General features: G+C 41.2%; 31 protein-coding genes, 2 tRNA genes and 3 rRNA genes. All 36 read left to right on the forward strand.

Going from position 1 to position 23781, the window contains the following annotated elements; all coding sequences use genetic code 11:
• Positions 1-25 precede the first annotated feature (25 nt).
• Positions 26-1396 (forward strand): tRNA (N6-isopentenyl adenosine(37)-C2)-methylthiotransferase MiaB, encoded by a 1371-nt coding sequence (miaB, locus tag NEE14_RS14280; protein ID WP_251968780.1) that lies wholly within the window; start codon positions 26-28, stop codon positions 1394-1396.
• Between the two features lie 1014 nt (positions 1397-2410).
• Positions 2411-3936, forward strand: a 16S ribosomal RNA gene (locus tag NEE14_RS14285).
• A 141-nt stretch (positions 3937-4077) separates the two neighbouring features.
• Positions 4078-4151, forward strand: a tRNA-Ile gene (locus NEE14_RS14290).
• Positions 4152-4251: 100 nt separating this feature from the next.
• A tRNA-Ala gene (locus NEE14_RS14295) sits at positions 4252-4325 on the forward strand.
• Between the two features lie 162 nt (positions 4326-4487).
• Positions 4488-7370: ribosomal RNA gene (locus NEE14_RS14300) — 23S ribosomal RNA — on the forward strand.
• A 92-nt stretch (positions 7371-7462) separates the two neighbouring features.
• Positions 7463-7573: ribosomal RNA gene (gene rrf, locus NEE14_RS14305) — 5S ribosomal RNA — on the forward strand.
• The 16S, 23S and 5S rRNA genes sit together here with 2 tRNA genes alongside, the layout of an rRNA operon.
• A gap of 343 nt (positions 7574-7916) precedes the next feature.
• Positions 7917-8321, forward strand: a complete 405-nt coding sequence (gene rpsL / locus NEE14_RS14310; protein ID WP_022454561.1) for a 30S ribosomal protein S12 — start codon at positions 7917-7919, stop codon at positions 8319-8321.
• Positions 8322-8468: 147 nt separating this feature from the next.
• Entirely contained in the window at positions 8469-8945 is a 477-nt protein-coding gene (gene rpsG, locus NEE14_RS14315) for a 30S ribosomal protein S7 (protein WP_251967280.1), read from the forward strand.
• Between the two features lie 23 nt (positions 8946-8968).
• The gene (gene fusA, locus NEE14_RS14320) at positions 8969-11095 is read left to right on the forward strand and encodes an elongation factor G (RefSeq protein ID WP_251967281.1); all 2127 of its coding nucleotides are present in this window, start codon (positions 8969-8971) and stop codon (positions 11093-11095) included.
• A 24-nt stretch (positions 11096-11119) separates the two neighbouring features.
• Complete coding sequence (gene rpsJ / locus NEE14_RS14325; protein ID WP_005634728.1) at positions 11120-11425, forward strand: 30S ribosomal protein S10; 306 nt, start codon at positions 11120-11122, stop codon at positions 11423-11425.
• Positions 11426-11445: 20 nt separating this feature from the next.
• On the forward strand, positions 11446-12063 hold the full coding sequence (gene rplC, locus NEE14_RS14330) for a 50S ribosomal protein L3 (RefSeq protein ID WP_022457088.1): 618 nt from the start codon (positions 11446-11448) through the stop codon (positions 12061-12063).
• Positions 12063-12692: a 50S ribosomal protein L4 gene (gene rplD / locus NEE14_RS14335; RefSeq protein WP_251967282.1), complete on the forward strand. Its 630-nt coding sequence runs from the start codon at positions 12063-12065 to the stop codon at positions 12690-12692. Before rplC ends, rplD begins: the two co-directional genes overlap by 1 nt.
• Positions 12693-12704: 12 nt before the next feature.
• Positions 12705-12998: a 50S ribosomal protein L23 gene (gene rplW / locus NEE14_RS14340; protein WP_251967283.1), complete on the forward strand. Its 294-nt coding sequence runs from the start codon at positions 12705-12707 to the stop codon at positions 12996-12998.
• Positions 12999-13006: 8 nt separating this feature from the next.
• A complete protein-coding gene (rplB, locus tag NEE14_RS14345; protein ID WP_251967284.1) occupies positions 13007-13831 on the forward strand; it encodes a 50S ribosomal protein L2 in 825 nt (274 codons plus the stop codon).
• 20 nt (positions 13832-13851) lie between these two features.
• A complete protein-coding gene (gene rpsS / locus NEE14_RS14350; protein ID WP_022457092.1) occupies positions 13852-14121 on the forward strand; it encodes a 30S ribosomal protein S19 in 270 nt (89 codons plus the stop codon).
• A 43-nt stretch (positions 14122-14164) separates the two neighbouring features.
• Positions 14165-14575, forward strand: coding sequence for a 50S ribosomal protein L22 (gene rplV / locus NEE14_RS14355; RefSeq protein WP_251967285.1), 411 nt, complete (start codon positions 14165-14167; stop codon positions 14573-14575).
• 7 nt (positions 14576-14582) lie between these two features.
• Positions 14583-15317 carry a 30S ribosomal protein S3 gene (rpsC, locus tag NEE14_RS14360; protein ID WP_251967286.1) on the forward strand — a complete coding sequence of 245 codons (735 nt, stop codon included), beginning with the start codon at positions 14583-14585 and terminating at the stop codon, positions 15315-15317.
• A gap of 20 nt (positions 15318-15337) precedes the next feature.
• Positions 15338-15772, forward strand: coding sequence for a 50S ribosomal protein L16 (rplP, locus tag NEE14_RS14365; RefSeq protein WP_022457095.1), 435 nt, complete (start codon positions 15338-15340; stop codon positions 15770-15772).
• 5 nt (positions 15773-15777) lie between these two features.
• The gene (rpmC, locus tag NEE14_RS14370) at positions 15778-15975 is read left to right on the forward strand and encodes a 50S ribosomal protein L29 (RefSeq protein ID WP_251967287.1); all 198 of its coding nucleotides are present in this window, start codon (positions 15778-15780) and stop codon (positions 15973-15975) included.
• Between the two features lie 9 nt (positions 15976-15984).
• On the forward strand, positions 15985-16242 hold the full coding sequence (rpsQ, locus tag NEE14_RS14375) for a 30S ribosomal protein S17 (RefSeq protein WP_251967288.1): 258 nt from the start codon (positions 15985-15987) through the stop codon (positions 16240-16242).
• A 1-nt stretch (position 16243) separates the two neighbouring features.
• Positions 16244-16609 carry a 50S ribosomal protein L14 gene (gene rplN / locus NEE14_RS14380; protein WP_251967289.1) on the forward strand — a complete coding sequence of 122 codons (366 nt, stop codon included), beginning with the start codon at positions 16244-16246 and terminating at the stop codon, positions 16607-16609.
• Positions 16610-16629: 20 nt separating this feature from the next.
• Positions 16630-16950 (forward strand): 50S ribosomal protein L24, encoded by a 321-nt coding sequence (gene rplX / locus NEE14_RS14385; protein ID WP_251967290.1) that lies wholly within the window; start codon positions 16630-16632, stop codon positions 16948-16950.
• Positions 16950-17507 carry a 50S ribosomal protein L5 gene (gene rplE / locus NEE14_RS14390; RefSeq protein ID WP_022457100.1) on the forward strand — a complete coding sequence of 186 codons (558 nt, stop codon included), beginning with the start codon at positions 16950-16952 and terminating at the stop codon, positions 17505-17507. The genes rplX and rplE overlap by 1 nt, the downstream gene beginning before the upstream one ends.
• A gap of 6 nt (positions 17508-17513) precedes the next feature.
• A complete protein-coding gene (gene rpsN / locus NEE14_RS14395; protein ID WP_251967291.1) occupies positions 17514-17783 on the forward strand; it encodes a 30S ribosomal protein S14 in 270 nt (89 codons plus the stop codon).
• Between the two features lie 57 nt (positions 17784-17840).
• Entirely contained in the window at positions 17841-18236 is a 396-nt protein-coding gene (gene rpsH / locus NEE14_RS14400; RefSeq protein WP_022457102.1) for a 30S ribosomal protein S8, read from the forward strand.
• 15 nt (positions 18237-18251) lie between these two features.
• On the forward strand, positions 18252-18803 hold the full coding sequence (gene rplF, locus NEE14_RS14405; RefSeq protein ID WP_251967292.1) for a 50S ribosomal protein L6: 552 nt from the start codon (positions 18252-18254) through the stop codon (positions 18801-18803).
• A 21-nt stretch (positions 18804-18824) separates the two neighbouring features.
• Entirely contained in the window at positions 18825-19169 is a 345-nt protein-coding gene (rplR, locus tag NEE14_RS14410; protein ID WP_251967293.1) for a 50S ribosomal protein L18, read from the forward strand.
• Between the two features lie 5 nt (positions 19170-19174).
• Positions 19175-19693: a 30S ribosomal protein S5 gene (rpsE, locus tag NEE14_RS14415; protein ID WP_251967294.1), complete on the forward strand. Its 519-nt coding sequence runs from the start codon at positions 19175-19177 to the stop codon at positions 19691-19693.
• Positions 19694-19708: 15 nt separating this feature from the next.
• Positions 19709-19885, forward strand: a complete 177-nt coding sequence (gene rpmD, locus NEE14_RS14420) for a 50S ribosomal protein L30 (RefSeq protein ID WP_251967295.1) — start codon at positions 19709-19711, stop codon at positions 19883-19885.
• Between the two features lie 26 nt (positions 19886-19911).
• Complete coding sequence (gene rplO, locus NEE14_RS14425; RefSeq protein WP_251967296.1) at positions 19912-20358, forward strand: 50S ribosomal protein L15; 447 nt, start codon at positions 19912-19914, stop codon at positions 20356-20358.
• Positions 20359-20361: 3 nt separating this feature from the next.
• A complete protein-coding gene (gene secY, locus NEE14_RS14430; protein WP_251967297.1) occupies positions 20362-21699 on the forward strand; it encodes a preprotein translocase subunit SecY in 1338 nt (445 codons plus the stop codon).
• A gap of 5 nt (positions 21700-21704) precedes the next feature.
• Positions 21705-22490, forward strand: coding sequence for a type I methionyl aminopeptidase (gene map / locus NEE14_RS14435; protein WP_251967298.1), 786 nt, complete (start codon positions 21705-21707; stop codon positions 22488-22490).
• Positions 22491-22505: 15 nt separating this feature from the next.
• A complete protein-coding gene (gene infA / locus NEE14_RS14440) occupies positions 22506-22724 on the forward strand; it encodes a translation initiation factor IF-1 (RefSeq protein ID WP_005634776.1) in 219 nt (72 codons plus the stop codon).
• Positions 22725-22736: 12 nt separating this feature from the next.
• Positions 22737-22853: a type B 50S ribosomal protein L36 gene (gene ykgO / locus NEE14_RS14445; protein ID WP_022457110.1), complete on the forward strand. Its 117-nt coding sequence runs from the start codon at positions 22737-22739 to the stop codon at positions 22851-22853.
• A gap of 34 nt (positions 22854-22887) precedes the next feature.
• Positions 22888-23268, forward strand: a complete 381-nt coding sequence (gene rpsM / locus NEE14_RS14450; protein WP_251967299.1) for a 30S ribosomal protein S13 — start codon at positions 22888-22890, stop codon at positions 23266-23268.
• 13 nt (positions 23269-23281) lie between these two features.
• Complete coding sequence (rpsK, locus tag NEE14_RS14455; protein WP_022457112.1) at positions 23282-23671, forward strand: 30S ribosomal protein S11; 390 nt, start codon at positions 23282-23284, stop codon at positions 23669-23671.
• Positions 23672-23781 lie beyond the last annotated feature (110 nt).

A 23781-nucleotide genomic window follows, 5' to 3' on the forward strand; every position in this document is an offset into this window, starting at 1 on the left:
TATTTTAAATATTAATTGTTTTTACATGGAAAAGAAAGAAAATGGCGCGGACTTAAAATCTGCTGCTGAAAAGGATGAAAAGAAGCTATTTATCGAAACGTATGGTTGCCAGATGAATGTAGCTGATAGTGAAGTTGTCGCATCGGTTATGCAAATGGCTGGCTATGAAATGACGGATGACATTCAGGATGCTGATGCTATTTTTGTCAATACGTGTTCTGTCCGTGACAATGCAGAACAGAAAGTATTGGGGCGTTTGCAGTATTTCCAGTCTCTGAAGCGAAAAAAGAAGCATCTGTTAGTGGGCGTGCTGGGTTGTATGGCCGAGCGTGTCAAAGAAGATCTGATAGCTAACCATCATGTTGATTTGGTGGCAGGGCCGGATTCGTATATGGATTTGCCTAATTTGATAGCGGCTGCTGAAAATGGGGAAAAGGTAATGAATGTAGAACTTTCTATGCAGGAAACTTATAAAGATGTAATGCCTCTGAAATTGCCGGGAGTTCATATTTCTGGTTTCGTCTCTATTATGCGTGGATGTAATAATTTCTGTTCGTATTGTATTGTTCCTTATACTCGTGGTCGGGAACGTAGTCGCGAAGTCAACAGTATTTTGAATGAAATTCGTGACATGCGTGATAAAGGCTTTAAAGAAGTAACTTTGTTGGGGCAGAATGTAAACTCTTATTTATATGAGCAGGATGGTGAGCGTGTGAATTTCTCGTCATTATTGGAAAAGGTTGCTTTGGAAGCACCTCAGATGCGGATTCGTTTTGTAACGTCTCATCCAAAAGATATGAGTGATGAGACATTGTATGTGATTGCCAAGTATCCTAATATATGTCAGTATATTCATTTACCGGCGCAGTCTGGCAGTTCCAAGATCTTAAAAGTCATGAATCGTAAGTATACCCGCGAATGGTATTTGGATCGAATTGCTGCTATCCGAAGAATATTGCCTGAATGTGCCATATCAACGGATTTATTCTGTGGCTTCCATTCTGAGACGGAGGAAGATTTCCAGGAGACTCTTTCTCTGATGCGTGAGGTGGGCTATGATAGTGCATATTTATTTAAGTATTCAGAACGGCCGGGAACCTATGCTGCAAAGCATTTGACAGACGATGTTCCGGAAGAGGTGAAGGTCCGTCGGTTGCAGGAGATGATTGATCTGCAAAATAAATTGTCGGAAGAAAGTAATTTGCGCGACATAGGAAAAGTATTTGAAGTCTTGATCGAAGGCTTTTCTAAGCGGTCGCGTGAACAGCTATATGGGCGTACCAGCCAGAATAAAGTAGTCATCTTTGATAAGAAGAATTTTCATGTCGGACAGTTTATCCATGTAAAGATTGTTAGAGCATCGTCGGCTACCCTTTTTGGTGAGCCTGTTGAGTAAATTGCTCTCGTCTTCACGCCCTTCACAGAAAGTGATTGACTATGAGCTGAATGAGTAGGTGTGTGAAGGGTATAAAGAAAAATCGCCTATGGTAATAATGGGTATATAATAGAAGAATACCAACCAAGATAAACGGGAATTGAAAACAGATCCAACGAGGATCGAAATCGATTCCCGTTTATTTCATTTAAAAAGGTAGGCAGGAAAGAGAAAAAAGCCGGCGTCTTTTGTTGAAAAGCCGGCGTGAAATGATAAAAACACGCCGGCTTTTGGTCAATTGAAAATGGAGGATTGAAAATTGAGAATTAAAGAGAGAAAAAATAAGAGGAAAGGAAGAAAAATAAAAGGGAAGAACGGAAAGCAAGAGTGAGAAAGGACCGGCCTAACGAAGAAGGCGTAAAGCAAATTGCGAGCGGAGCGTAAAGAAATCCCGGCTGTCTGAGCGCGAAGCGCGAGTTATCCGGGATTTTAGCGGAGTGAAGCGAATTTGTAGCCTTCTCAAGTGTAGCCTTGACTTTTTGGTTCTTTTGGGTCAAGCCAAAAGAACGGAGGAAAGTAATTCCAAATAAAAGAAGAAAAAGTGTATTTATAAATATCTGACAATCAGGAAAGGCAAAAAATAATTGGAAAAAAGTGGCAAAAACATTTGGAGGATATGTTATAAAGCAGTACTTTTGCACCCGCAATCGAGAGAGATGCGTGAGACGACATGATGGAGAGGGGCTAAGGACCCGGAGAGGAAAGAGGATGAGGTTGGAAGAATCCAAGCAGATATCCGAATCCGCCCGGAGGTCTTCCAAAAAAATAAATCGAAAAAAACTTCGAAAAAAATTTGGAAGATAAAAATAAAAATCCTTATCTTTGCACCACGTTTCGCAAGAAACCGATTGAGAAGAGTTCTTTGAGAAAATTACATATACAACAGTAGTACAAGTATTTAGAATGAATACCGTCAATAATACTTGAACCTGAAGAAAAAAACGGAATCTTGAGCAAAGACATAAAACAATTTCAACAACGAAGAGTTTGATCCTGGCTCAGGATGAACGCTAGCGACAGGCTTAACACATGCAAGTCGAGGGGCAGCGGGGAGTAGCAATACTCCGCCGGCGACCGGCGCACGGGTGAGTAACGCGTATGCAACTTACCTATCAGAGGAGAATAGCTCATCGAAAGATGAATTAATGCTCCATAAAACAGGGGTCCCGCATGGGAATATTTGTTAAAGATTCATCGCTGATAGATAGGCATGCGTTCCATTAGGCAGTTGGCGGGGTAACGGCCCACCAAACCGACGATGGATAGGGGTTCTGAGAGGAAGGTCCCCCACATTGGTACTGAGACACGGACCAAACTCCTACGGGAGGCAGCAGTGAGGAATATTGGTCAATGGCCGAGAGGCTGAACCAGCCAAGTCGCGTGAAGGATGAAGGATCTATGGTTTGTAAACTTCTTTTATACGGGAATAAAGTGAGCCACGAGTGGTTTTTTGTATGTACCGTATGAATAAGCATCGGCTAACTCCGTGCCAGCAGCCGCGGTAATACGGAGGATGCGAGCGTTATCCGGATTTATTGGGTTTAAAGGGTGCGTAGGTGGTTTCTTAAGTCAGCGGTGAAAGTTTGTGGCTTAACCATAAAATTGCCATTGATACTGGGAGACTTGAGTATGTTTGAGGTAGGCGGAATGCGTGGTGTAGCGGTGAAATGCATAGATATCACGCAGAACTCCGATTGCGAAGGCAGCTTGCCAAGCCATAACTGACACTGAAGCACGAAAGCGTGGGTATCAAACAGGATTAGATACCCTGGTAGTCCACGCAGTAAACGATGATTACTAGGAGTTTGCGATATAGTGTAAGCTCTACAGCGAAAGCGTTAAGTAATCCACCTGGGGAGTACGCCGGCAACGGTGAAACTCAAAGGAATTGACGGGGCCCGCACAAGCGGAGGAACATGTGGTTTAATTCGATGATACGCGAGGAACCTTACCCGGGTTTGAACGCACAGCGACGAATCAGGAAACTGATTTTCTAGCAATAGCGATGTGCGAGGTGCTACATGGTTGTCGTCAGCTCGTGCCGTGAGGTGTCGGCTTAAGTGCCATAACGAGCGCAACCCTTGCCGTTAGTTACTAACAAGTAAAGTTGAGGACTCTAGCGGGACTGCCAGCGTAAGCTGTGAGGAAGGCGGGGATGACGTCAAATCAGCACGGCCCTTACATCCGGGGCGACACACGTGTTACAATGGCGTGGACAAAGAGCAGCCACTTGGTGACAAGGAGCTAATCTCCAAACCACGTCTCAGTTCGGATCGGAGTCTGCAACTCGACTCCGTGAAGCTGGATTCGCTAGTAATCGCGCATCAGCCATGGCGCGGTGAATACGTTCCCGGGCCTTGTACACACCGCCCGTCAAGCCATGGGAGCCGGGAGTACCTGAAGTCCGTAACCGCGAGGATCGGCCTAGGGTAAAACTGGTGACTGGGGCTAAGTCGTAACAAGGTAGCCGTACCGGAAGGTGCGGCTGGAACACCTCCTTTCTGGAGCGAGAGATTCCGAAAGAAAAAAACGAAGGATCAAGTAAAGGTATAAATGAAGAATACCTTGTACTACAGGTTGGATATGAAAAAAGATAGATGAAAAGAGAGAAAAGATGAAGCTGGGAAACCGGCAAAGTTGACAGTCCTATAGCTCAGTTGGTTAGAGCGCTACACTGATAATGTAGAGGTCGGCAGTTCAACTCTGCCTGGGACTACGATGTAAGTCTTTAAGTTCTTCAGTTCGTAAGTTTTCAAGTTTGTCGACAGACAGAAAAACTCACAAACTAAAAAACTAAGAAACTAAAAAACTCACATGGGGGATTAGCTCAGCTGGCTAGAGCATCTGCTTTGCACGCAGAGGGTCAACGGTTCGAATCCGTTATTCTCCACAGAGTAGAATTGATGCTGGAAAGGGAAAAAAGAAAAACAATTTTCAATTCTCCATTTTCAATTTTCAATTCAGAAAGATCTTTGACATGTTGTACATTCAGTAAAGTAAAAAAGAAGAGCAAGCTTAGTAAATATCAATCCGGCGCGTAAAGTGCCAGATAAAGAAAGTAAGTAAGGGCAGACGGTGGATGCCTTGGCTCTCGGAGGCGAAGAAGGACGTGATAAGCTGCGAAAAGCCCGGGGGAGATGCAAATAATCCTTGATTCCGGGATATCCGAATGGGGCAACCCGGCAGGTTGAAGGCCTGTCACCTTGAAATAAGGGGCAAACGCGGGGAACTGAAACATCTAAGTACCCGTAGGAGAAGAAAACAAAATGTGATTCCGCAAGTAGTGGCGAGCGAACGCGGAAAAGCCCAAACCGGTTTTGTCTAGGCAAAGCCGGGGTAGTAGGACCACGACGTGGCAAGACAGCCTTGAAGTAGAACCATCTGGAAAGATGGGCCAGAGACGGTGACAGCCCGGTACACGACTCAAGGCCGAAGCCTAGTGGTATCCTGAGTAACGCGGAGCACGAGGAATTCTGCGCGAAGCAGCGGGGCTCATCCCGTAAGGCTAAATACTCCCGAGAGACCGATAGCGAACCAGTACTGTGAAGGAAAGGTGAAAAGAACCTCGAACAGAGGAGTGAAATAGACCCTGAACCCGTCTGCCTACAAGCGGTCGGAGCAGCGTAAGCTGTGACGGCGTGCCTTTTGCATAATGAACCTACGAGTTACTTTCAGTGGCAAGGTTAAGTACTTCAGGTACGAATCCGAAGCGAAAGCGAGTCTGAAAAGGGCGTCAAGTCACTGTGAGTAGACGCGAAACCAAGTGATCTACCCTTGTCCAGGATGAAGGTTGGGTAACACCACCTGGAGGTCCGAATGGTTATACGTTGAAAAGTGTTCCAATGAGATGAGGGTAGGGGTGAAAGGCTAATCAAACTTGGAGATAGCTCGTACTCCCCGAAATGCATTTAGGTGCAGCCTGTGCGAAGTATAATATGAGGTAGAGCGACTGATTGGATGCGAGGGCTTCACCGCCTATCAAGTCCAGACAAACTCCGAATGCGTATTATATGATTCCATGGAGTGAGGGCATGGGTGCTAAGGTCCATGTCCGAGAGGAGAAGAATCCAGACCACCTGCTAAGGTCCCGAAATAATGCTTAAGTTGAGAAAACGAAGTCAGATTGCAAAGACAGCTAGGATGTTGGCTTGGAAGCAGCCATTCATTTAAAGAGTGCGTAACAGCTCACTAGTCGAGGAATTTGGCATGGATAATAATCGGGCATAAAGCATTTACCGAAGCAGTGGAATCTTTAAAGATTGGTAGGGGAGCATTCCGGCGGCGTCGAAGATGGAGGATGACCTCCGTTGGAGCTTCCGGAAAAGCAAATGTAGGTATAAGTAACGATAAAGGAGGTGAGAAACCTCCTCGCCGAAAGACTAAGGTTTCCTGATCAACGTTAATCGGATCAGGGTAAGTCGGGACCTAAGGATAAGCCGAACGGCGAGGCCGATGGAAGAAACGGTTAATATTCCGTTACTGCTTTAATGAGTGACGTGGAGACGGAGAAGTGACAGTCCTGCCGGCTGACGGAATAGCCGGTTGAAGGGTGTAGGAGCAGATCTCTGTAGGCAAATCCGCAGAGAGATCCGAACCTGACAGTATGGAACGCACCCCGGTGCAATCCAACATGGACGTAACCAGGCTCCCGAGAAAATCCGCTAAACATAATCATTGAAGTACCCGTACCACAAACGGACACACGTAGTTGGGTTGAAAATACTGAGGCGCTCGAGTGAGTCACGGTTAAGGAACTAGGCAAAATGGTCCTGTAACTTCGGGATAAAGGACGCCGATCGGAAGATCGGCCGCAGAGAATAGGCCCAGGCGACTGTTTAACAAAAACACATGGCTGTGCGAAATAGTTAACATGAAGTATACAGCCTGACACCTGCCCGGTGCTGGAAGGTTAAGAGGAGAGCTCAGCGCAAGCGAAGGCTTGAATTGAAGCCCCAGTAAACGGCGGCCGTAACTATAACGGTCCTAAGGTAGCGAAATTCCTTGTCGGGTAAGTTCCGACCTGCACGAATGGTGTAACGATCTGGGCACTGTCTCAACCGTGAGCTCGGTGAAATTGTAGTATCGGTGAAGATGCCGATTACCCGCGATGGGACGAAAAGACCCCGTGAACCTTTACTATAGCTTTACATTGAATTTGGGCAATTGATGTGTAGGATAGGCCGGAGGCTATGAATCTGGTACGCCAGTATTAGTGGAGCCGCCGTTGAAATACGGCCCTTTGATTGTTTGAGTTCTAACTTGCGGAAAGCGAGGACACTGTATGGTGGGTAGTTTGACTGGGGTGGTCGCCTCCAAAAGCGTAACGGAGGCTTCTAAAGGTACCCTCAGACCGATTGGTAACCGGTCGCAGAGTGTAATGGCATAAGGGTGCTTGACTGGGAGACAAACAAGTCGATCAGGTAGGAAACTAGAGCATAGTGATCCGGTGGTTCCGTATGGAAGGGCCATCGCTCAAAGGATAAAAGGTACTCCGGGGATAACAGGCTGATCCCTCCCAAGAGCTCATATCGACGGAGGGGTTTGGCACCTCGATGTCGGCTCGTCACATCCTGGGGCTGGAGAAGGTCCCAAGGGTTGGGCTGTTCGCCCATTAAAGTGGCACGCGAGCTGGGTTCAGAACGTCGTGAGACAGTTCGGTCTCTATCTATCGTGGGCGCAGGAAATTTGCGGGGATCTGACACTAGTACGAGAGGACCGTGTTGGACAGACCTCTGGTTTACCGGTTGTACCGCCAGGTGCACCGCCGGGTATCTAAGTCTGGAAAGGATAAGTGCTGAAAGCATCTAAGTACGAAGCCAACCTCAAGATAAGATTTCCTTAGGAGGGTCGTCAAAGACGATGACGTTGATAGGCTGCAGGTGTAAGGTCAGTAATGGCGAAGCCGAGCAGTACTAATAGCCCGAAACTTTCTTATCGGAAAAAGGATTGATAGTTACGAAGCAGAAAAGGTCTTCCGGAAGACTTTACGGGATGTACGGCAGGTTCAAAAGATTTAAATAAAGAAATTAAGGTGGTTATAGCACGAGGGATCCACCTCTTCCCATTCCGAACAGAGAAGTTAAGCCTCGTCACGCCGATGGTACTGCGTAACAGTGGGAGAGTAGGTAGCCGCCGTTTTAGAAAGAAAAAGGGTTAGCTTAGAGAATTAAGTTAACCCTTTTTACTTAAAACCTTGACTTAGTATAGTTTATGCTATAATAAAGAGATAATTTAATGGATAATTTGTTTTCCTTATGGATATTTCTAACCTTTTATTCCCTTATAGTATCTGAATAAATATTAAATAATAAAAAATAGCTATACCTGTATTATATTAAGTGAGAATAAAATACTACCTTTGCAGCGTTTTAGAAGAGGAGATTATGGAATGCGTTGAACTATAATGAATAACGTGAAGCTCTTCTGCAGAACAAGGTAATAAATAAATAATTATACATTCAAAGTTTTAAAAAGAAAAGAAATGCCTACAATTCAGCAATTAGTTAGAAAAGGAAGGGAAACTTTGGTGGAAAAAGGTAAATCACCTGCATTGGATTCATGTCCTCAGAGACGTGGTGTTTGTGTTCGTGTTTACACTACTACACCGAAGAAGCCTAACTCAGCAATGCGTAAAGTAGCGAGAGTACGTTTGACAAATGGTAAAGAAGTAAACTCTTACATTCCAGGTGAAGGTCATAACCTGCAGGAACACTCAATCGTTTTGGTTCGTGGTGGTCGTGTAAAGGATCTGCCGGGTGTTCGTTATCATATTGTTCGTGGTACTTTGGATACTGCTGGAGTGAATGGTCGTACTCAGCGTCGTTCAAAATACGGAGCTAAGCGTCCTAAACCAGGAGCTGCGCCTGCTGCAAAAGGTAAGAAGTAATTATCCCCTTTCAAACTGAGAATTTAAATTAAGTATTAAAGCTGGTTTGAGTATTTGGATAGGCTATAGGTTGAGTAAATGGTTCGGCGGAACCGTTGAAGACAAATTAAAGGCAACCAAAGAAAGAAACGAAATTTATTAAAACAAATGAGAAAAGCAAAACCCAAAAAAAGACAGGTATTGCCAGATCCTGTCTTTGGTGATGTTAAGGTAACGAAATTCGTTAACCATTTGATGTATGACGGTAAGAAGAATACTGCTTTTGAAATTTTCTATACCGCATTAGAATCAGTTAAGGCAAAAATGCCGAATGAAGAAAAGTCTGCACTTGAAATCTGGAAAGCTGCATTAGATAACATTACCCCTCAGGTGGAAGTAAAATCACGTCGTGTTGGTGGAGCTACATTCCAGGTACCTACTGAGATCCGCCCGGATCGTAAAGAATCAATCTCTATGAAGAATCTGATCATCTTCGCTCATAAGCGTGGTGGTAAAACTATGTCTGATAAGTTGTGTGCAGAAATTATAGATGCATTCAATAATCAGGGTGGTGCATTCAAGAGAAAAGAAGATATGCATCGTATGGCTGAAGCTAACCGTGCATTTGCTCACTTTAGATTTTAATTATAATAAGGCTTAGAAAGAATATGGCAAACAACGATAAGCAATTGGTGTTCACAAGAAACATCGGTATCATGGCGCACATCGATGCTGGAAAGACTACGACTTCTGAACGTATTCTTTTCTATACGGGACTGACACATAAAATTGGTGAAGTTCACGATGGTGCTGCTACAATGGACTGGATGGAGCAGGAACAAGAACGTGGTATTACTATCACTTCTGCTGCTACCACTACTTTCTGGAATTATGAAAATAATAAGTATAAAATCAATTTGATTGATACTCCGGGGCACGTGGACTTTACAGTGGAAGTTGAACGTTCGTTGCGTATCTTGGATGGAGCTGTAGCTGCTTTCTGTGCTGTAGGTGGTGTGGAACCTCAGTCTGAAACAGTATGGCGCCAGGCTGATAAATATAAAGTACCAAGAATTGGTTATGTTAATAAGATGGACCGTTCTGGTGCAAATTTCTTTGAAGTAGTTCGTCAGGTAAAAGATGTATTAGGAGCAACTCCTTGTGCTATCCAAATTCCTATCGGAGCTGAAGAGAACTTTAAGGGTGTAGTTGACCTGGTTAAAATGAAAGCTGTTTTTTGGCATGACGAAACTATGGGTGCTGAATATTCTGTTGAAGAAATTCCAGCAGACTTAGTTGCGGAAGCTGAAGAATGGAGAGACAAAATGCTTGAAACATTAGCTGAGTGTGATGATGCTTTGATGGAGAAATACTTTGATGATCCTTCAACAATTACAGAAGCTGAGATCAAAGCCGCTATCCGTAAAGGAACATTGTCTATGCAGATCAACCCGATGATTTGTGGATCTTCATTCAAAAATAAAGGTGTGCAGACTTTGTTGGATGCGGTTTGTGCTTATTTGCCAAGTCCTGAAGATACTCCGGCTATCGAAGGTACTGATCCTAGAGATCCGGAAAAGATCGTTATCCGTAAGCCTTTGTTCGAAGAACCTTTAACAGCACTTGCATTTAAGATTGCGACGGATCCGTATGTAGGTCGTTTGTGCTTCTTCCGTGTTTATTCAGGTCAGATGGTAGCTGGATCTTATGTGTTGAATACACGTTCTGGTAAGAAAGAGCGTATCTCTCGTTTGTTCCAGATGCATTCAAATAAGCAGAACCCGATGGAAGTTATCGGTTGTGGTGATATAGGTGCTGGAGTTGGTTTCAAAGATATTCGTACGGGTGATACTTTGTGTGATGAAAACCATCCGATTACATTAGAATCAATGGAATTCCCTGAACCAGTAATTGGTATTGCCGTTGAGCCGAAAACTCAGAAAGACTTGGATAAGTTAGGAATGGGATTGGCTAAGTTGGCAGAAGAAGACCCGACATTCCGAGTTCAGACTAACGAAGAAACAGGTCAGACTGTGATCAGCGGAATGGGTGAGTTGCACTTGGATATCATTATCGACCGTTTGCGTCGTGAATTCAAAGTAGAATGTAATCAAGGTAAACCTCAGGTTACTTATAAGGAAGCAATTACAAAACCTGTTGAGTTGCGTGAAGTTTATAAGAAGCAGTCTGGTGGTCGTGGTAAGTTCGCTGATATTATCGTGCGTCTTGAACCGGCAGATGAAAACTTTGAAGGAACGCTTCAGTTTATAGATGAAGTAAAAGGTGGAAATATTCCTAAGGAATTTATCCCTTCTGTACAGAAAGGTTTTGAAAAAGCAATGAAGAATGGTGTTTTGGCTGGTTATCCGTTGGATAAATTGAAGGTAACTTTGATTGATGGATCATTCCACCCGGTTGACTCTGACCAGTTGTCATTTGAAATTGCTGCGATCCAGGCATTTAAAAATGCATCAGAAAAAGCGGGTCCTGTTTTGATGGAGCCGATCATGCAGATGGAAGTTGTAACTCCAGAAGAAAGCATGGGTGATGTAATTGGTGACTTGAACAAACGTCGTGGTCAGGTTGAAGGTATGGAGACTAGCCGCACAGGTGCACGTATTGTAAAGGCTAAAGTTCCATTGGCTGAAACATTTGGGTATGTTACTGCTTTGCGTACTATTACATCAGGTCGTGCTACATCTACTATGCAGTTCTCTCACTACGCTCAGGTTTCTTCATCAATTGCTAAGCAAGTATTAACTGAAGTACAGGGACGTGCTGATTTGATCAAATAATATTTTGAATTATACAATATAAATATGAGCCAAAAGATCAGAATTAAATTGAAGTCTTATGATTATTCTCTGGTAGACAAGTCTGCCGAGAAAATCGTAAAGACTGTAAAGGCTACTGGTGCAGTGGTAAGTGGACCGATTCCTCTGCCTACTCACAAACGTATCTTTACTGTGAACCGCTCTACATTCGTAAACAAGAAGTCTCGTGAGCAGTTCGAATTGTCATCTTATAAGAGATTAATTGACATCTACAGTTCAACAGCAAAGACAGTTGATGCATTGATGAAACTGGAATTGCCAAGTGGAGTTGAAGTAGAAATTAAAGTGTAAGTATTTAAATTTTTAGTGAAATGCCAGGATTATTAGGAAAGAAAATCGGAATGACATCCGTTTTCAGTGCCGAGGGAAAAAATCTTCCATGCACTGTTATCGAAGTAGGTCCTTGTGTAGTTACACAGATCAAGACTTTGGAAAATGATGGCTATGAAGCTGTACAGTTGGGTTTCGAAGATAAGAAAGAGAAACACACAACGCAGCCTGAAATGGGTCACTTTAAGAAAGCCGGTGTAACCCCCAAGAGATACTTGGCTGAGTTCAAGAATTTTGAAACTGAATACAAGTTGGGTGATGTTATCACTGTTGATTACTTGGAAGGTGCAGGTTTCGTTGATGTAATCGGAACTTCTAAGGGTAAAGGTTTCCAAGGTGTTGTAAAACGTCACGGATTTGGTGGTGTTGGTCAGACGACACACGGTCAGCACAATCGTGCTCGTAAGCCGGGTTCTATTGGTGCTTGTTCTTACCCTGCAAAAGTATTCAAGGGTATGCGCATGGGTGGCCAGTTAGGAAATGAACGTGTTACTGTTCAGAACTTACAGGTTATCAAAGTATTGCCTGAACACAATCTTTTGTTAGTTAAAGGTTCTGTTCCAGGTGCTAAAGGTTCAATCGTTTTAATTGAGAAGTAATGGAACTGAGCGTATTTAATATTAAAGGAGAAGATACCGGAAGAAAGGTAACTTTGAACGATGCTATTTTCGGCATTGAGCCCAATGATCATGCTATTTACCTGGATGTAAAACAGTTTTTGGCAAATAAACGTCAGGGAACTCACAAATCAAAGGAAAGAAGTGAAGTATCAGGTAGTACACGTAAGCTGATCCGTCAGAAAGGTGGTGGAGGTGCACGTCGTGGTGATATCAATTCTCCGGTTTTAGTAGGTGGTGGTCGTGTGTTTGGACCTAAACCTCGTGATTACGAATTCAAATTGAATAAGAAAGTTAAGAGTTTGGCTCGTAAATCTGCTTTGTCTTATAAGGCTAAAAATAGTGCAATTGTAGTTGTTGAAGACTTTACAATGGAAGCTCCTAAGACAAAAGAATTCGTAACAATTACTAAAAACCTTAAAGTGGCTGATAAAAAGCTTCTTATGGTTTTCCCTGAGAAAAATAATTTTGTATATTTGTCAGCTCGAAATTTACAGAAAGCAAAAGTTGTAACTGTTTCTGACATCAATACTTATAGTGTGCTTGATGCCGCAAACTTGGTTTTGACAGAAAGCTCTGTTGCAGCTATTGAAAAACTTTTTAACGCATAAGGAGTATAAAAGATGGGAATTATTATTAAACCTATTGTAACAGAAAAGCAGACGGCAATTACAGAAAAGTTCGCTAATCGTTATGGTTTTCGTGTTTCTCCTGATGCCAATAAGCTTGAAATTAAGAAAGCAGTAGAAGACCTGTATAATGTAACTGTAGTTGATGTTAATACCATCAACTACGCAGGTAAGCTGAAAACTCGTTATACAAAGTCAGGTATCATTAACGGTAAACAAGCTGCTTTCAAGAAGGCAATCGTAACATTGAAAGAAGGAGAAACAATTGATTTCTTTAGTAATATCTAAAAAAAGAAATGGGAATACGTAAATTAAAGCCCACAACACCGGGGCAGAGACACAAAGTTATTGGTGCATTTGATAAAATCACTGCAAGTACACCAGAGAAGTCTCTTGTAGTAGGTAAGAAAAGTACAGGTGGTCGTAACAACACTGGTAAGATGACAATGCGTTATATCGGTGGTGGTCACAAGCAGAAGTACAGAATTATCGATTTCAAGAGAAACAAAGATGGCATTCCTGCAACAGTTAAAGCTATCGAATACGATCCAAATCGTACTTCACGCATAGCATTGTTGTATTACGCAGATGGCGCAAAGAGTTATATCATTGCTCCGAACGGATTGGAAGTTGGCCAGACAGTGGTTTCAGGATCTGACGCAGCTCCTGAAGTAGGGAATACATTACCAATGGTAAATATTCCTGTAGGTACAATTATTCACAATATTGAGCTTCGTCCTGGACAGGGAGCTAAATTAGTTCGTTCTGCAGGAGCATTTGCTCAGCTGACTTCTAAAGAAGGTGCTTATGCAATTATTAAGATGCCTTCTGGTGAAACAAGAAAGATTCTTGCCGCTTGTAAAGCTACAATCGGTGCAGTAGGTAACTCAGACCATGGTCTTGAAAAATCAGGTAAAGCCGGTCGTTCTAGATGGTTAGGTCGTCGTCCTCACAACCGTGGTGTTGTAATGAACCCGGTTGATCACCCAATGGGTGGTGGTGAAGGACGTGCATCAGGAGGTCATCCTAGATCAAGAAATGGCTTATATGCTAAGGGCTTGAAGACTAGAGCTCCGAAGAAGCATTCTTCAAAATATATTATTGAAAGAAGAAAGAAATAATCTGATTAATTAAGTAAACTATGAGTCGATCATTAAAAAAAGGCCCGTATATTAACGTTAAGCTTGAAAAGAAAGTTCTGGCTATGAATGAGTCAGGAAAGAAAAGTGTCGTTAAAACGTGGGCAAGAGCTTCAATGATTTCGCCTGATTTTGTAGGCCATACTATTGCAGTTCATAATGGAAATAAATTTATTCCTGTTTTTGTAACCGAAAACATGGTTGGTCACAAGTTAGGTGAATTTTCACCGACGCGTACTTTCCGTGGCCATGCCGGTAACAAGAAAAAATAATCGGTAAAGCAGGAACCTAAAACTGAAAAAAAAGAATCGAAAAATGGGTGCTAGAAAAAGAATATCAGCTGAAGCAAGAAAAGAAGCCCAAAAGACCATGTATTTCGCTAAATTGCGTAATGTGCCGACTTCGCCTCGTAAGATGCGTTTGGTAGTTGACATGGTACGTGGTATGGAAGTATTCCGTGCACTTGGTGTTTTGAAGTTTTCAAACAAAGAAGCTGCAGCAAGAGTAGAAAAATTGCTTCGTTCAGCAATTGCCAACTGGGAGCAGAAAAATGAACGTAAAGCAGAAGCTGGAGAATTGTACATCTCTTCAATTAGTGTTGATTGCGCAACAACATTGAAGAGAATGCGTCCGGCTCCTCAAGGTAGAGGTTACAGAATTCGTAAACGTTCGAACCATGTAACATTGTTTGTTGATACACTTAGTAAAAAAGATACTCAAAATTAATTTGTAGATGGGACAAAAAGTTAATCCGGTTAGTAATCGTTTAGGAATTATCCGTGGTTGGGATTCCAATTGGTATGGCGGCAGAAATTACGGAGATACTTTATTAGAAGATAGCAAGATCCGTAAATATTTGAACGCCCGTCTTGCAAAAGCTAGTGTATCTCGTATTGTTATTGAACGTACACTGAAGTTAATAACAATAACTGTTTGTACTTCTCGTCCGGGTATTATAATTGGAAAAGGTGGTCAGGAAGTTGATAAGTTGAAAGAGGAATTAAAGAAGATCACTGATAAAGAAGTACAAATCAATATCTTTGAAGTAAAGAGACCTGAGTTGGATGCTGTAATTGTTGCAAATAACATCGCTCGTCAGCTTGAAGGTAAGATTGCTTATCGTAGAGCTATCAAAATGGCTATTGCTTCAACAATGAGAATGGGTGCAGAAGGTATCAAGATCCAGATTTCTGGTCGTTTGAATGGTGCTGAAATGGCTCGTTCTGAAATGTATAAGGAAGGTAGAACTCCGTTGCACACATTCAGAGCAGATATCGATTATGCTTTGGCAGAGGCTCTGACAAAAGTTGGTTTGATTGGTGTTAAGGTTTGGATTTGTCGTGGTGAAGTTTATGGAAAGAAAGATTTAGCTCCTTCATTTACTACATCTAAAGAATCTGGCCGTCGTAATGAAAACGCCGGTGGCAACAGAGATAAGAACTTCAAGAGAAAGAAAGCTAATCGTTAAACGTTAGAATTTAAGAAGAAATGTTACAACCAAAGAAAACCAAGTTCAGAAGAGCTCAAAAGGGAAGTGCCAAGGGTAATGCTCAGCGCGGTAACCAATTGACTTTCGGATCTTTTGGTATAAAATCATTAGATACAAAATGGATTACCGGACGGCAGATTGAAGCTGCTCGTATTGCAGTAACACGTTATATGCAGCGTCAAGGTCAGGTTTGGGTGCGTATCTTCCCAGATAAGCCAATTACTAAGAAGCCTGCTGATGTACGTATGGGTAAAGGTAAAGGTAATCCAGAAGGATTTGTTGCTCCTGTTACACCTGGTCGTATGATTTTCGAAGTCGAAGGTGTTCCTTTTGAAGTAGCTAAGGAAGCATTGCGCTTAGGTGCTCAGAAACTTCCGGTAACTACTAAGTTTGTTGTGAGACGTGATTATGATATGCAAAATCAAAATGCGTAATTGTTATGAAGATTGCAGAAATTAGAGAATTAAGCACTGCGGAGTTGACTGAGCGTATCAACGCTGAAGTGGCAGCTTACGAACAAAAAGTAATCAACCACACGATTACTCCGAGTGAAAATCCTGCACAGATTAAGCAGCAACGCAGGATGATTGCGCGCATGAAAACTGAATTGCGCCAGAGAGAACTTAACAACAAATAATTGTGCCTGATGGAAACTAGAAATTTAAGAAAAGAAAGAACGGGCGTGGTTACAAGCAACAAGATGGATAAGAGCATCACTGTTGCTATTAAATGGAAGGAAAAACACCCCATTTATGGTAAGTTCGTTAGTAAGACGAAAAAATATCATGCTCACGATGAAAAGAATGAATGCAATGTTGGCGATACTGTAAAAATTATGGAAACTCGCCCATTGAGCAAAACTAAAAGATGGAGATTAGTTCAAATAATCGAAAGGGCTAAGTAACATGATACAACAAGAATCAAGATTAGTAGTAGCTGATAACAGTGGAGCAAAGGAAGCTTTATGTATTCGCGTTTTAGGTGGTACAAAGAAGCGTTATGCAACTGTTGGTGATGTGATCGTAGTAGCGATTAAGAGTGTAATCCCATCTAGTGATATCAAGAAGGGAGCTGTATCTAAAGCTGTAATCGTACGTACTAAGAAAGAAATTCGTCGTGCTGACGGTTCTTATATCCGCTTTGATGACAATGCCTGTGTATTGTTAAATGGTGCTGGAGATATTCGTGGTAGCCGTATCTTTGGTCCGGTAGCCAGAGAGCTTCGTGCAACTAACATGAAAATTGTTTCACTTGCACCTGAGGTACTTTAATTGTTGAAAAATTTAGAGTAATGAGCAAATTACATATCAAAAAAGGCGATATCGTTTTTGTTAATACTGGTGAAGACAAAGGAAAAACAGGTCGTGTCCTGAAGGTAATGGTAAAAGAAAACCGTGCAGTTGTCGAAGGTATTAATATGGTATCTAAGCATACCAAGCCTAATGCAAAAAATCCTCAAGGAGGAATCGAAAAGAAGGAAGCTCCTATTCATGTATCAAACTTGAATGTCGTTGATCCGAAAACGGGTAAGCCGACACGCATAGGTCGTAAAGCAAATGAAGAAGGTGCTTTAGTGCGTTATTCAAAAAAATCAGGGGAGGAAATTAAGTAATGAGCAATACTGCCAGTCTTAAAAAAGAATATCAGGACAGAATTGTTCCTGCTTTAACGAAGGAGTTCGGTTACAAGTCTGTTATGCAGGTACCTGTGTTGAAGAAAATAGTAATCAATCAGGGTTTAGGTATGGCTACTGCTGATAAGAAAATTATTGATGTAGCCATCAGTGAATTGACTGCTATCACTGGTCAGAAAGCAGTTGCAACCGTTTCTAAGAAGGACGTATCAAACTTCAAGCTTCGTAAAAAAATGCCTATTGGTGTGATGGTTACATTGCGTCGTGAGCAAATGTATGAATTCTTGGAAAGATTAGTTCGTATCGCTCTTCCTCGAATCCGTGACTTCAAGGGTATTGAAAGTAAATTGGATGGACGTGGTAATTATACACTCGGTATTCAGGAACAAATCATTTTCCCTGAAATTAATATCGATAATATTACCAAAATATTGGGAATGAATATTACCTTTGTAACCTCTGCTAAAACAGACGAAGAAGGTTATGCTCTGTTAAGAGAATTTGGTTTGCCTTTTAAAAATGCAAAAAAAGACTAAGTAGTTATGGCTAAGGAATCAATGAAAGCCCGTGAGGTAAAAAGAGCAAAGTTAGTTGCTAAGTATGCAGCTAAGCGTGCTCAGCTGAAAGCTGAAGGTAATTATGATGCTTTGCAGCTTTTACCGAAGAACGCTTCTCCTGTACGTTTACATAACCGTTGTAAAATTACAGGCCGTCCGAAAGGATACGTTCGTCAGTTCGGTATTTCTCGTATCCAGTTGCGTGAAATGGCTTCACAAGGTTTAATCCCGGGTGTAAAGAAAGCAAGTTGGTAAGAGTTTTTTTAGTTTAAATATTGTCCGGGTGTCCGGATCAATTTAATTAATTATTATATGACAGATCCTATTGCAGATTATTTGACAAGATTGCGTAATGCAATTAAAGCGAAGCACAGAGTAGTTGAAGTGCCGGCGTCAAATTTAAAGAAAGAGATCACTAAGATCCTTTTCGATAAGGGCTACATTCTTAATTTTAAGTTTGTAGAAGATGGTCCTCAAGGTACAATTAAAATTGCTTTGAAGTATGACCTTGTAAACAAAGTAAATGCAATCAAGAAACTTGAGAGAGTTTCTACTCCTGGTTTGCGTAAGTACACTGGCTATAAAGATATGCCTCGTGTATTGAATGGATTGGGTATTGCAGTTCTTTCTACTTCTAAGGGTGTTATGACTGATAAGGAAGCTCGTGAGCTGAAGATCGGTGGTGAAGTTTTATGTTATGTCTATTAATTAGGAGGAAGAAGAATGTCAAGAATAGGAAAATTACCAATTCATGTACCGGCTGGTGTTACAGTTACTATCAAGGATAATGTTGTAACAGTTAAGGGTCCTAAAGGTGAACTTGTACAGGCTGTAAATCCTGATATTCAAGTTGCAATTGAAGATGGAGTAGTTCATTTGACTCGTCCGACTGATGATAAGAATCATCGTGCTTTACATGGTTTGTACCGTGCTTTGATTCATAATATGGTAGTTGGCGTATCTGAAGGATACAAAAAAGAGTTGGAGCTCGTTGGTGTTGGTTACCGTGTAACTAACTCAGGTCAGCTATTAGATCTTTCTTTAGGATATACACATAATATTTATATGTTGTTACCTAAGGAGGTGAAGGTTGAGACTAAGGCAGAGAGAAATAAGAACCCTCTGATTATCCTTGAATCTGCTGATAAACAATTATTGGGTCAGATTTGTGCAAAAATTCGTTCATTCCGTATGCCGGAACCTTATAAAGGTAAAGGTATCAAGTTTGTGGGTGAAGAAATTCGCAGAAAGTCTGGTAAATCAGCAGGTAAGTAATCTACGTAAACTGAAATTATCATGACAACGAAGATAGAAAGAAGATTAAAGATAAAGGCAGGTGTAAGAGGTAAAATTTCAGGTACAACTGAACGTCCTCGCCTGACTGTGTTTAGAAGTAATAAGCAAATCTATGCACAGGTAATAGATGATACTACAGGTAAGACTTTAGCTTCTGCTTCATCTTTGAAGATGGAAGAAAAGGCTCCGAAGAAAGAAATTGCAGCAAAAGTTGGTGAACTGATTGCAAAAAATGCACAGGAAGCTGGTGTTCAGACTGTGGTTTTCGATCGTAACGGATATCTGTATCACGGGAGAATTAAAGAATTAGCAGATGCTGCACGAAACGGCGGCCTTAAATTTTAATGGAAATGGCAGGAGTTAATAACAGAGTTAAATCAACCAACGACTTAGAGTTGAAGGATAGATTGGTTGCTATCAACCGCGTAACCAAGGTAACAAAAGGTGGACGTACTTTTAGTTTTGCTGCTATTGTAGTAGTTGGAAACGAAGACGGTATTGTTGGCTGGGGCTTAGGTAAAGCAGGTGAAGTAACTACAGCCATTGCTAAGGGTGTAGAAGCTGCTAAGAAAAATTTGATCCGTGTTCCTGTTCATAAAGGAACGATTCCTCATGAACAATTAGCCAAATTCGGTGGTGCTCAGGTTCTGATTAAGCCTGCATCTCATGGTACAGGTGTTAAGGCCGGTGGTGCCATGCGTGCCGTACTTGAAAGTGTAGGAATTACAGACGTTTTGGCAAAATCGAAGGGTTCTTCAAATCCTCATAACCTTGTAAAAGCAACTATAGCTGCTTTGGGAGAGTTGAGAAGTCCGTTTGATGTAGCACAGAATCGTGGTGTTTCAGTTGAAAAAGTATTTAGAGGTTAATTGGGAGGAATAATTATGGCGACTATTAAGATTAAGCAGATTAAAAGTAGAATTCATTGCCCGAAAGACCAAAAAAGAACTTTGGATGCGCTGGGTTTGAGAAAACTGAATCATGTTGTTGAGCACGAAGCTAATCCTTGTATTTTGGGAATGGTTGAGAAGGTTAAACATTTGGTTTCAGTTGAAAAATAATAATTGATCAAAAAAATATTTGTGATATGAATTTATCAAATTTAAAGCCGGCTGCAGGTTCTGTTAAAACTAGAAAAAGAATAGGACGTGGTCCGGGTTCTGGCTTGGGTGGTACTTCAACAAGAGGTCATAAAGGAGCTAAGTCAAGATCAGGTTATAAGAACAAGATCGGTTTCGAAGGTGGTCAGATGCCAATTCAAAGACGTTTGCCTAAATTTGGTTTCAAGAATATTAACCGTGTAGAATATAAAGCTATCAATATTTCAACTCTTCAAGAATTAGCAGAAGCTCAAAATTTGAGTAAGATCGGAATCGAAGAGTTAGTAAATGCAGGCTTCATTTCATCATCTCAGTTGGTTAAAATTCTTGGTAATGGTAGTTTGACAGCTAAATTGGAAGTTGCTGCTCATGCATTTTCAAAATCTGCCGAAGCTGCTATCCAAGCTGTAGGTGGAACTGTCGTTAAACTCTAATTTATGAGAGCTGTTGAAACAATAAAGAATATCTGGAAGATTGAGGATCTGAGAAATCGGATCCTCACCACTCTTTTATTAGTGGTAATATATCGTTTTGGTACTTTTGTAGTACTTCCAGGTATTGATCCTAAGGCGTTGACCGCTTTACAAGAACAGACACAAGGTGGTTTGCTGGCATTATTGGATATGTTTTCTGGTGGTGCCTTTTCTAATGCTTCCATTTTTGCATTGGGAATTATGCCATATATCTCTGCTTCTATTGTTATGCAGTTGATGGCCATCGCTGTACCTTCTTTTCAAAAATTGCAAAGGGAAGGAGAAAGCGGGCATCGTAAAATCAATCAGTGGACACGTTATTTAACGGTGGCCATTTTGTTATTCCAAGGACCTACTTATTTGGTTAACTTAAGCGTACAGTTGCGTGCAGTAGGGGCATCTTTGCCTCCTGGAATATGGTTTACGATTTCGTCAACTATCATATTAGCTGCGGGAAGTATGTTTATCCTCTGGCTGGGTGAGAGAATAACTGATAAGGGCGTTGGTAATGGTATTTCATTTATCATTCTTGTCGGAATTATAGCTAGACTTCCGCATTCCTTGTTCCAGGAATTTATTTCAAGAACAAGTGAAAAGACTGGAGGTTTGGTTATGTTTTTGGTCGAGATGTTGTTCTTGTTATTTGTGATTGCGGGTGCTATCCTTTTGGTTCAAGGAACTAGAAAAGTTCCCGTACAGTATGCGAAGAGAATTATAGGAAATAAACAATACGGCGGAGCTCGTCAGTATATTCCTTTAAAGGTGAATGCTGCAAACGTGATGCCGATCATCTTTGCGCAAGCTATCATGTTTATTCCTATCTCTATTGTTGGTTTTTCTAATACCGGTGAGAGTTCAGGTTTCTGGGCTGCATTTATGGATAATACAGGTTTCTGGTATAATTTCGTATTTGCCGTATTGATCATTCTGTTTACCTATTTTTATACAGCCATCACAATTAATCCGACTCAGATGTCTGATGATTTGAAAAGGAACAATGGTTTCATTCCGGGGGTAAAGCCAGGTAAACAAACCAAAGATTATTTGGATTCGATTATGGATCGTATCACATTGCCAGGTGCAATCTTTTTGGCAGTAGTTGCAATATTGCCAGCTTTTGCTCGTCTTGCAGGTGTGAGTATGGCGTTTTCACAGTTCTTTGGTGGTACTTCTTTGTTGATTCTTGTTGGTGTAGTCTTAGATACATTACAGCAAGTAGAGAGTCATTTGTTGATGCGTCATTATGACGGATTGTTAAAGTCTGGTAGAATTAAAGGTCGTTCAGGCGTAAATGCTTATTAATTTCGATGATCTATTTAAAAACAGATGAAGAAATAGAATTGATGCGTGAGGCCAATCAGTTGGTGGGGAAAACGCTAGCTGAGGTTGGTAAGCATGTTGCTCCAGGTATATCTACGCTTCAACTTGATAAAATCGCTGAAGAGTTTATCAGAGACCATGGTGCTGTTCCTGCTTTTTTAGGATATGGTGGTTTCCCAAATTCAATTTGTGCTTCAGTGAATGAGCAAGTTGTTCATGGCATACCATCTTCAACAAAAATTCTTCAAGAAGGAGATATTATATCTGTTGATTGTGGTACGATATTGAATGGTTATGTAGGTGATTCTGCTTATACTTTTTGTGTTGGCGAGGTTGATCCGAAGGTTAAAGATCTTTTGAAAACAACGAAGGAGTCTTTATATCTTGGAATTCAAGCAGCAGTTGAAGGAAAGCGAATTGGTGATATCAGTAATGCGGTTCAAACGTATTGTGAGTCTCATAATTATTCTGTAGTACGAGAATTAGTTGGTCATGGTATAGGAAAGCGAATGCATGAGGAACCAGAAGTTCCCAATTACGGTCGTCGTGGATGCGGCCCACTTTTGAAATCTGGTATGTGCATTTGTATTGAGCCAATGATTAACCTTGGAAGTAAAAATGTCGTTTTTGAGCGTGACGGATGGACTGTCCGGACAAAGGATCGTAAGTGCTCTGCTCATTTTGAACATTGTATTGCAATTCGACCAGAAGGTCCGCAGATTTTGTCTTCATTTGATTTTATAGATGAAGTTTTAGGTAGTAACGCAATTTAATCTTTATTTTATTATATGGCTAAACAGTCAGCAATTGAACAGGATGGAGTAATAGTTGAAGCATTGTCGAACGCAATGTTTCGAGTAGAATTGGAAAATGGACATGAGATAACTGCTCACATTTCTGGAAAGATGAGAATGCATTATATTAAGATCCTTCCAGGCGATAAGGTGAGAGTTGAAATGTCTCCTTATGATCTATCAAAAGGTAGAATTGCTTTTAGATATAAATAAAAAGAACTAGATATGAAAGTAAGAGCATCTTTGAAGAAGCGTACCCCTGAATGTAAAATCGTTAGAAGAAAGGGTCGTTTATATGTAATTAACAAGAAAAACCCGAAGTATAAAGTACGTCAGGGATAATTTTATTATTTTTGCAAAATAATTAGGTAATAATATGGCTATAAGAATAGTTGGTGTAGATTTGCCACAGAATAAAAGAGGTGAGATCGCTTTGACATACATTTATGGTATTGGTCGTAGCGCTGCTAACACTATCTTGGCAAAAGCAGGTATTGATCGCGATATAAAAGTACAGGATTGGACAGATGATCAGGCTGCTAAAGTACGTGAAATTATCGGAGCAGAATATAAGGTTGAAGGTGATTTGCGTTCTGAAGTGCAACTGAACATTAAGCGTCTGATGGATATTGGTTGCTACAGAGGTGTTCGTCATCGTTTAGGCTTGCCTTTGAGAGGTCAGAAGACGAAGAATAACTCTCGTACTCGTAAGGGTAAGAAGAAAACTGTTGCAAATAAGAAAAAAGCTACTAAATAATAAGAGTTGAGATATGGCAAAAAAAACAGTCGCAGCAAAGAAGAGAAACGTAAAAGTTGACGCTTACGGTCAGGCTCACATTCATTCTTCTTTTAATAACATTATCGTATCTCTTGCCAATAGCGAAGGTCAGGTAATTAGCTGGTCATCTGCTGGTAAGATGGGATTTAGAAGCTCTAAAAAGAATACTCCGTATGCTGCACAGATGGCAGCACAGGATTGTGCTAAAGTAGCTTACGATCTGGGTTTACGTAAAGTTAAGGTTTATGTTAAGGGACCGGGTAACGGACGTGAATCTGCTATCAGAACGATTCATGGTGCAGGTATTGAGGTAACTGAAATTATTGATGTTACTCCGCTGCCACACAATGGTTGTCGTCCTCCTAAAAAGAGAAGAGTATAATTAACTTTAGTTTCTTGAATAGGGAATCCGGAATTGTGAATAGATTGCATTTAGACCTTATCCTCTCTGTAATCGCGGCTGCACGGTTCCAGGTTCTTTTAGAACATTTA

It is taken from the genome of Parabacteroides sp. AD58, assembly GCF_023744375.2.
In the GTDB taxonomy this organism is placed as follows: Bacteria; Bacteroidota; Bacteroidia; order Bacteroidales; family Tannerellaceae; genus Parabacteroides; species Parabacteroides absconsus.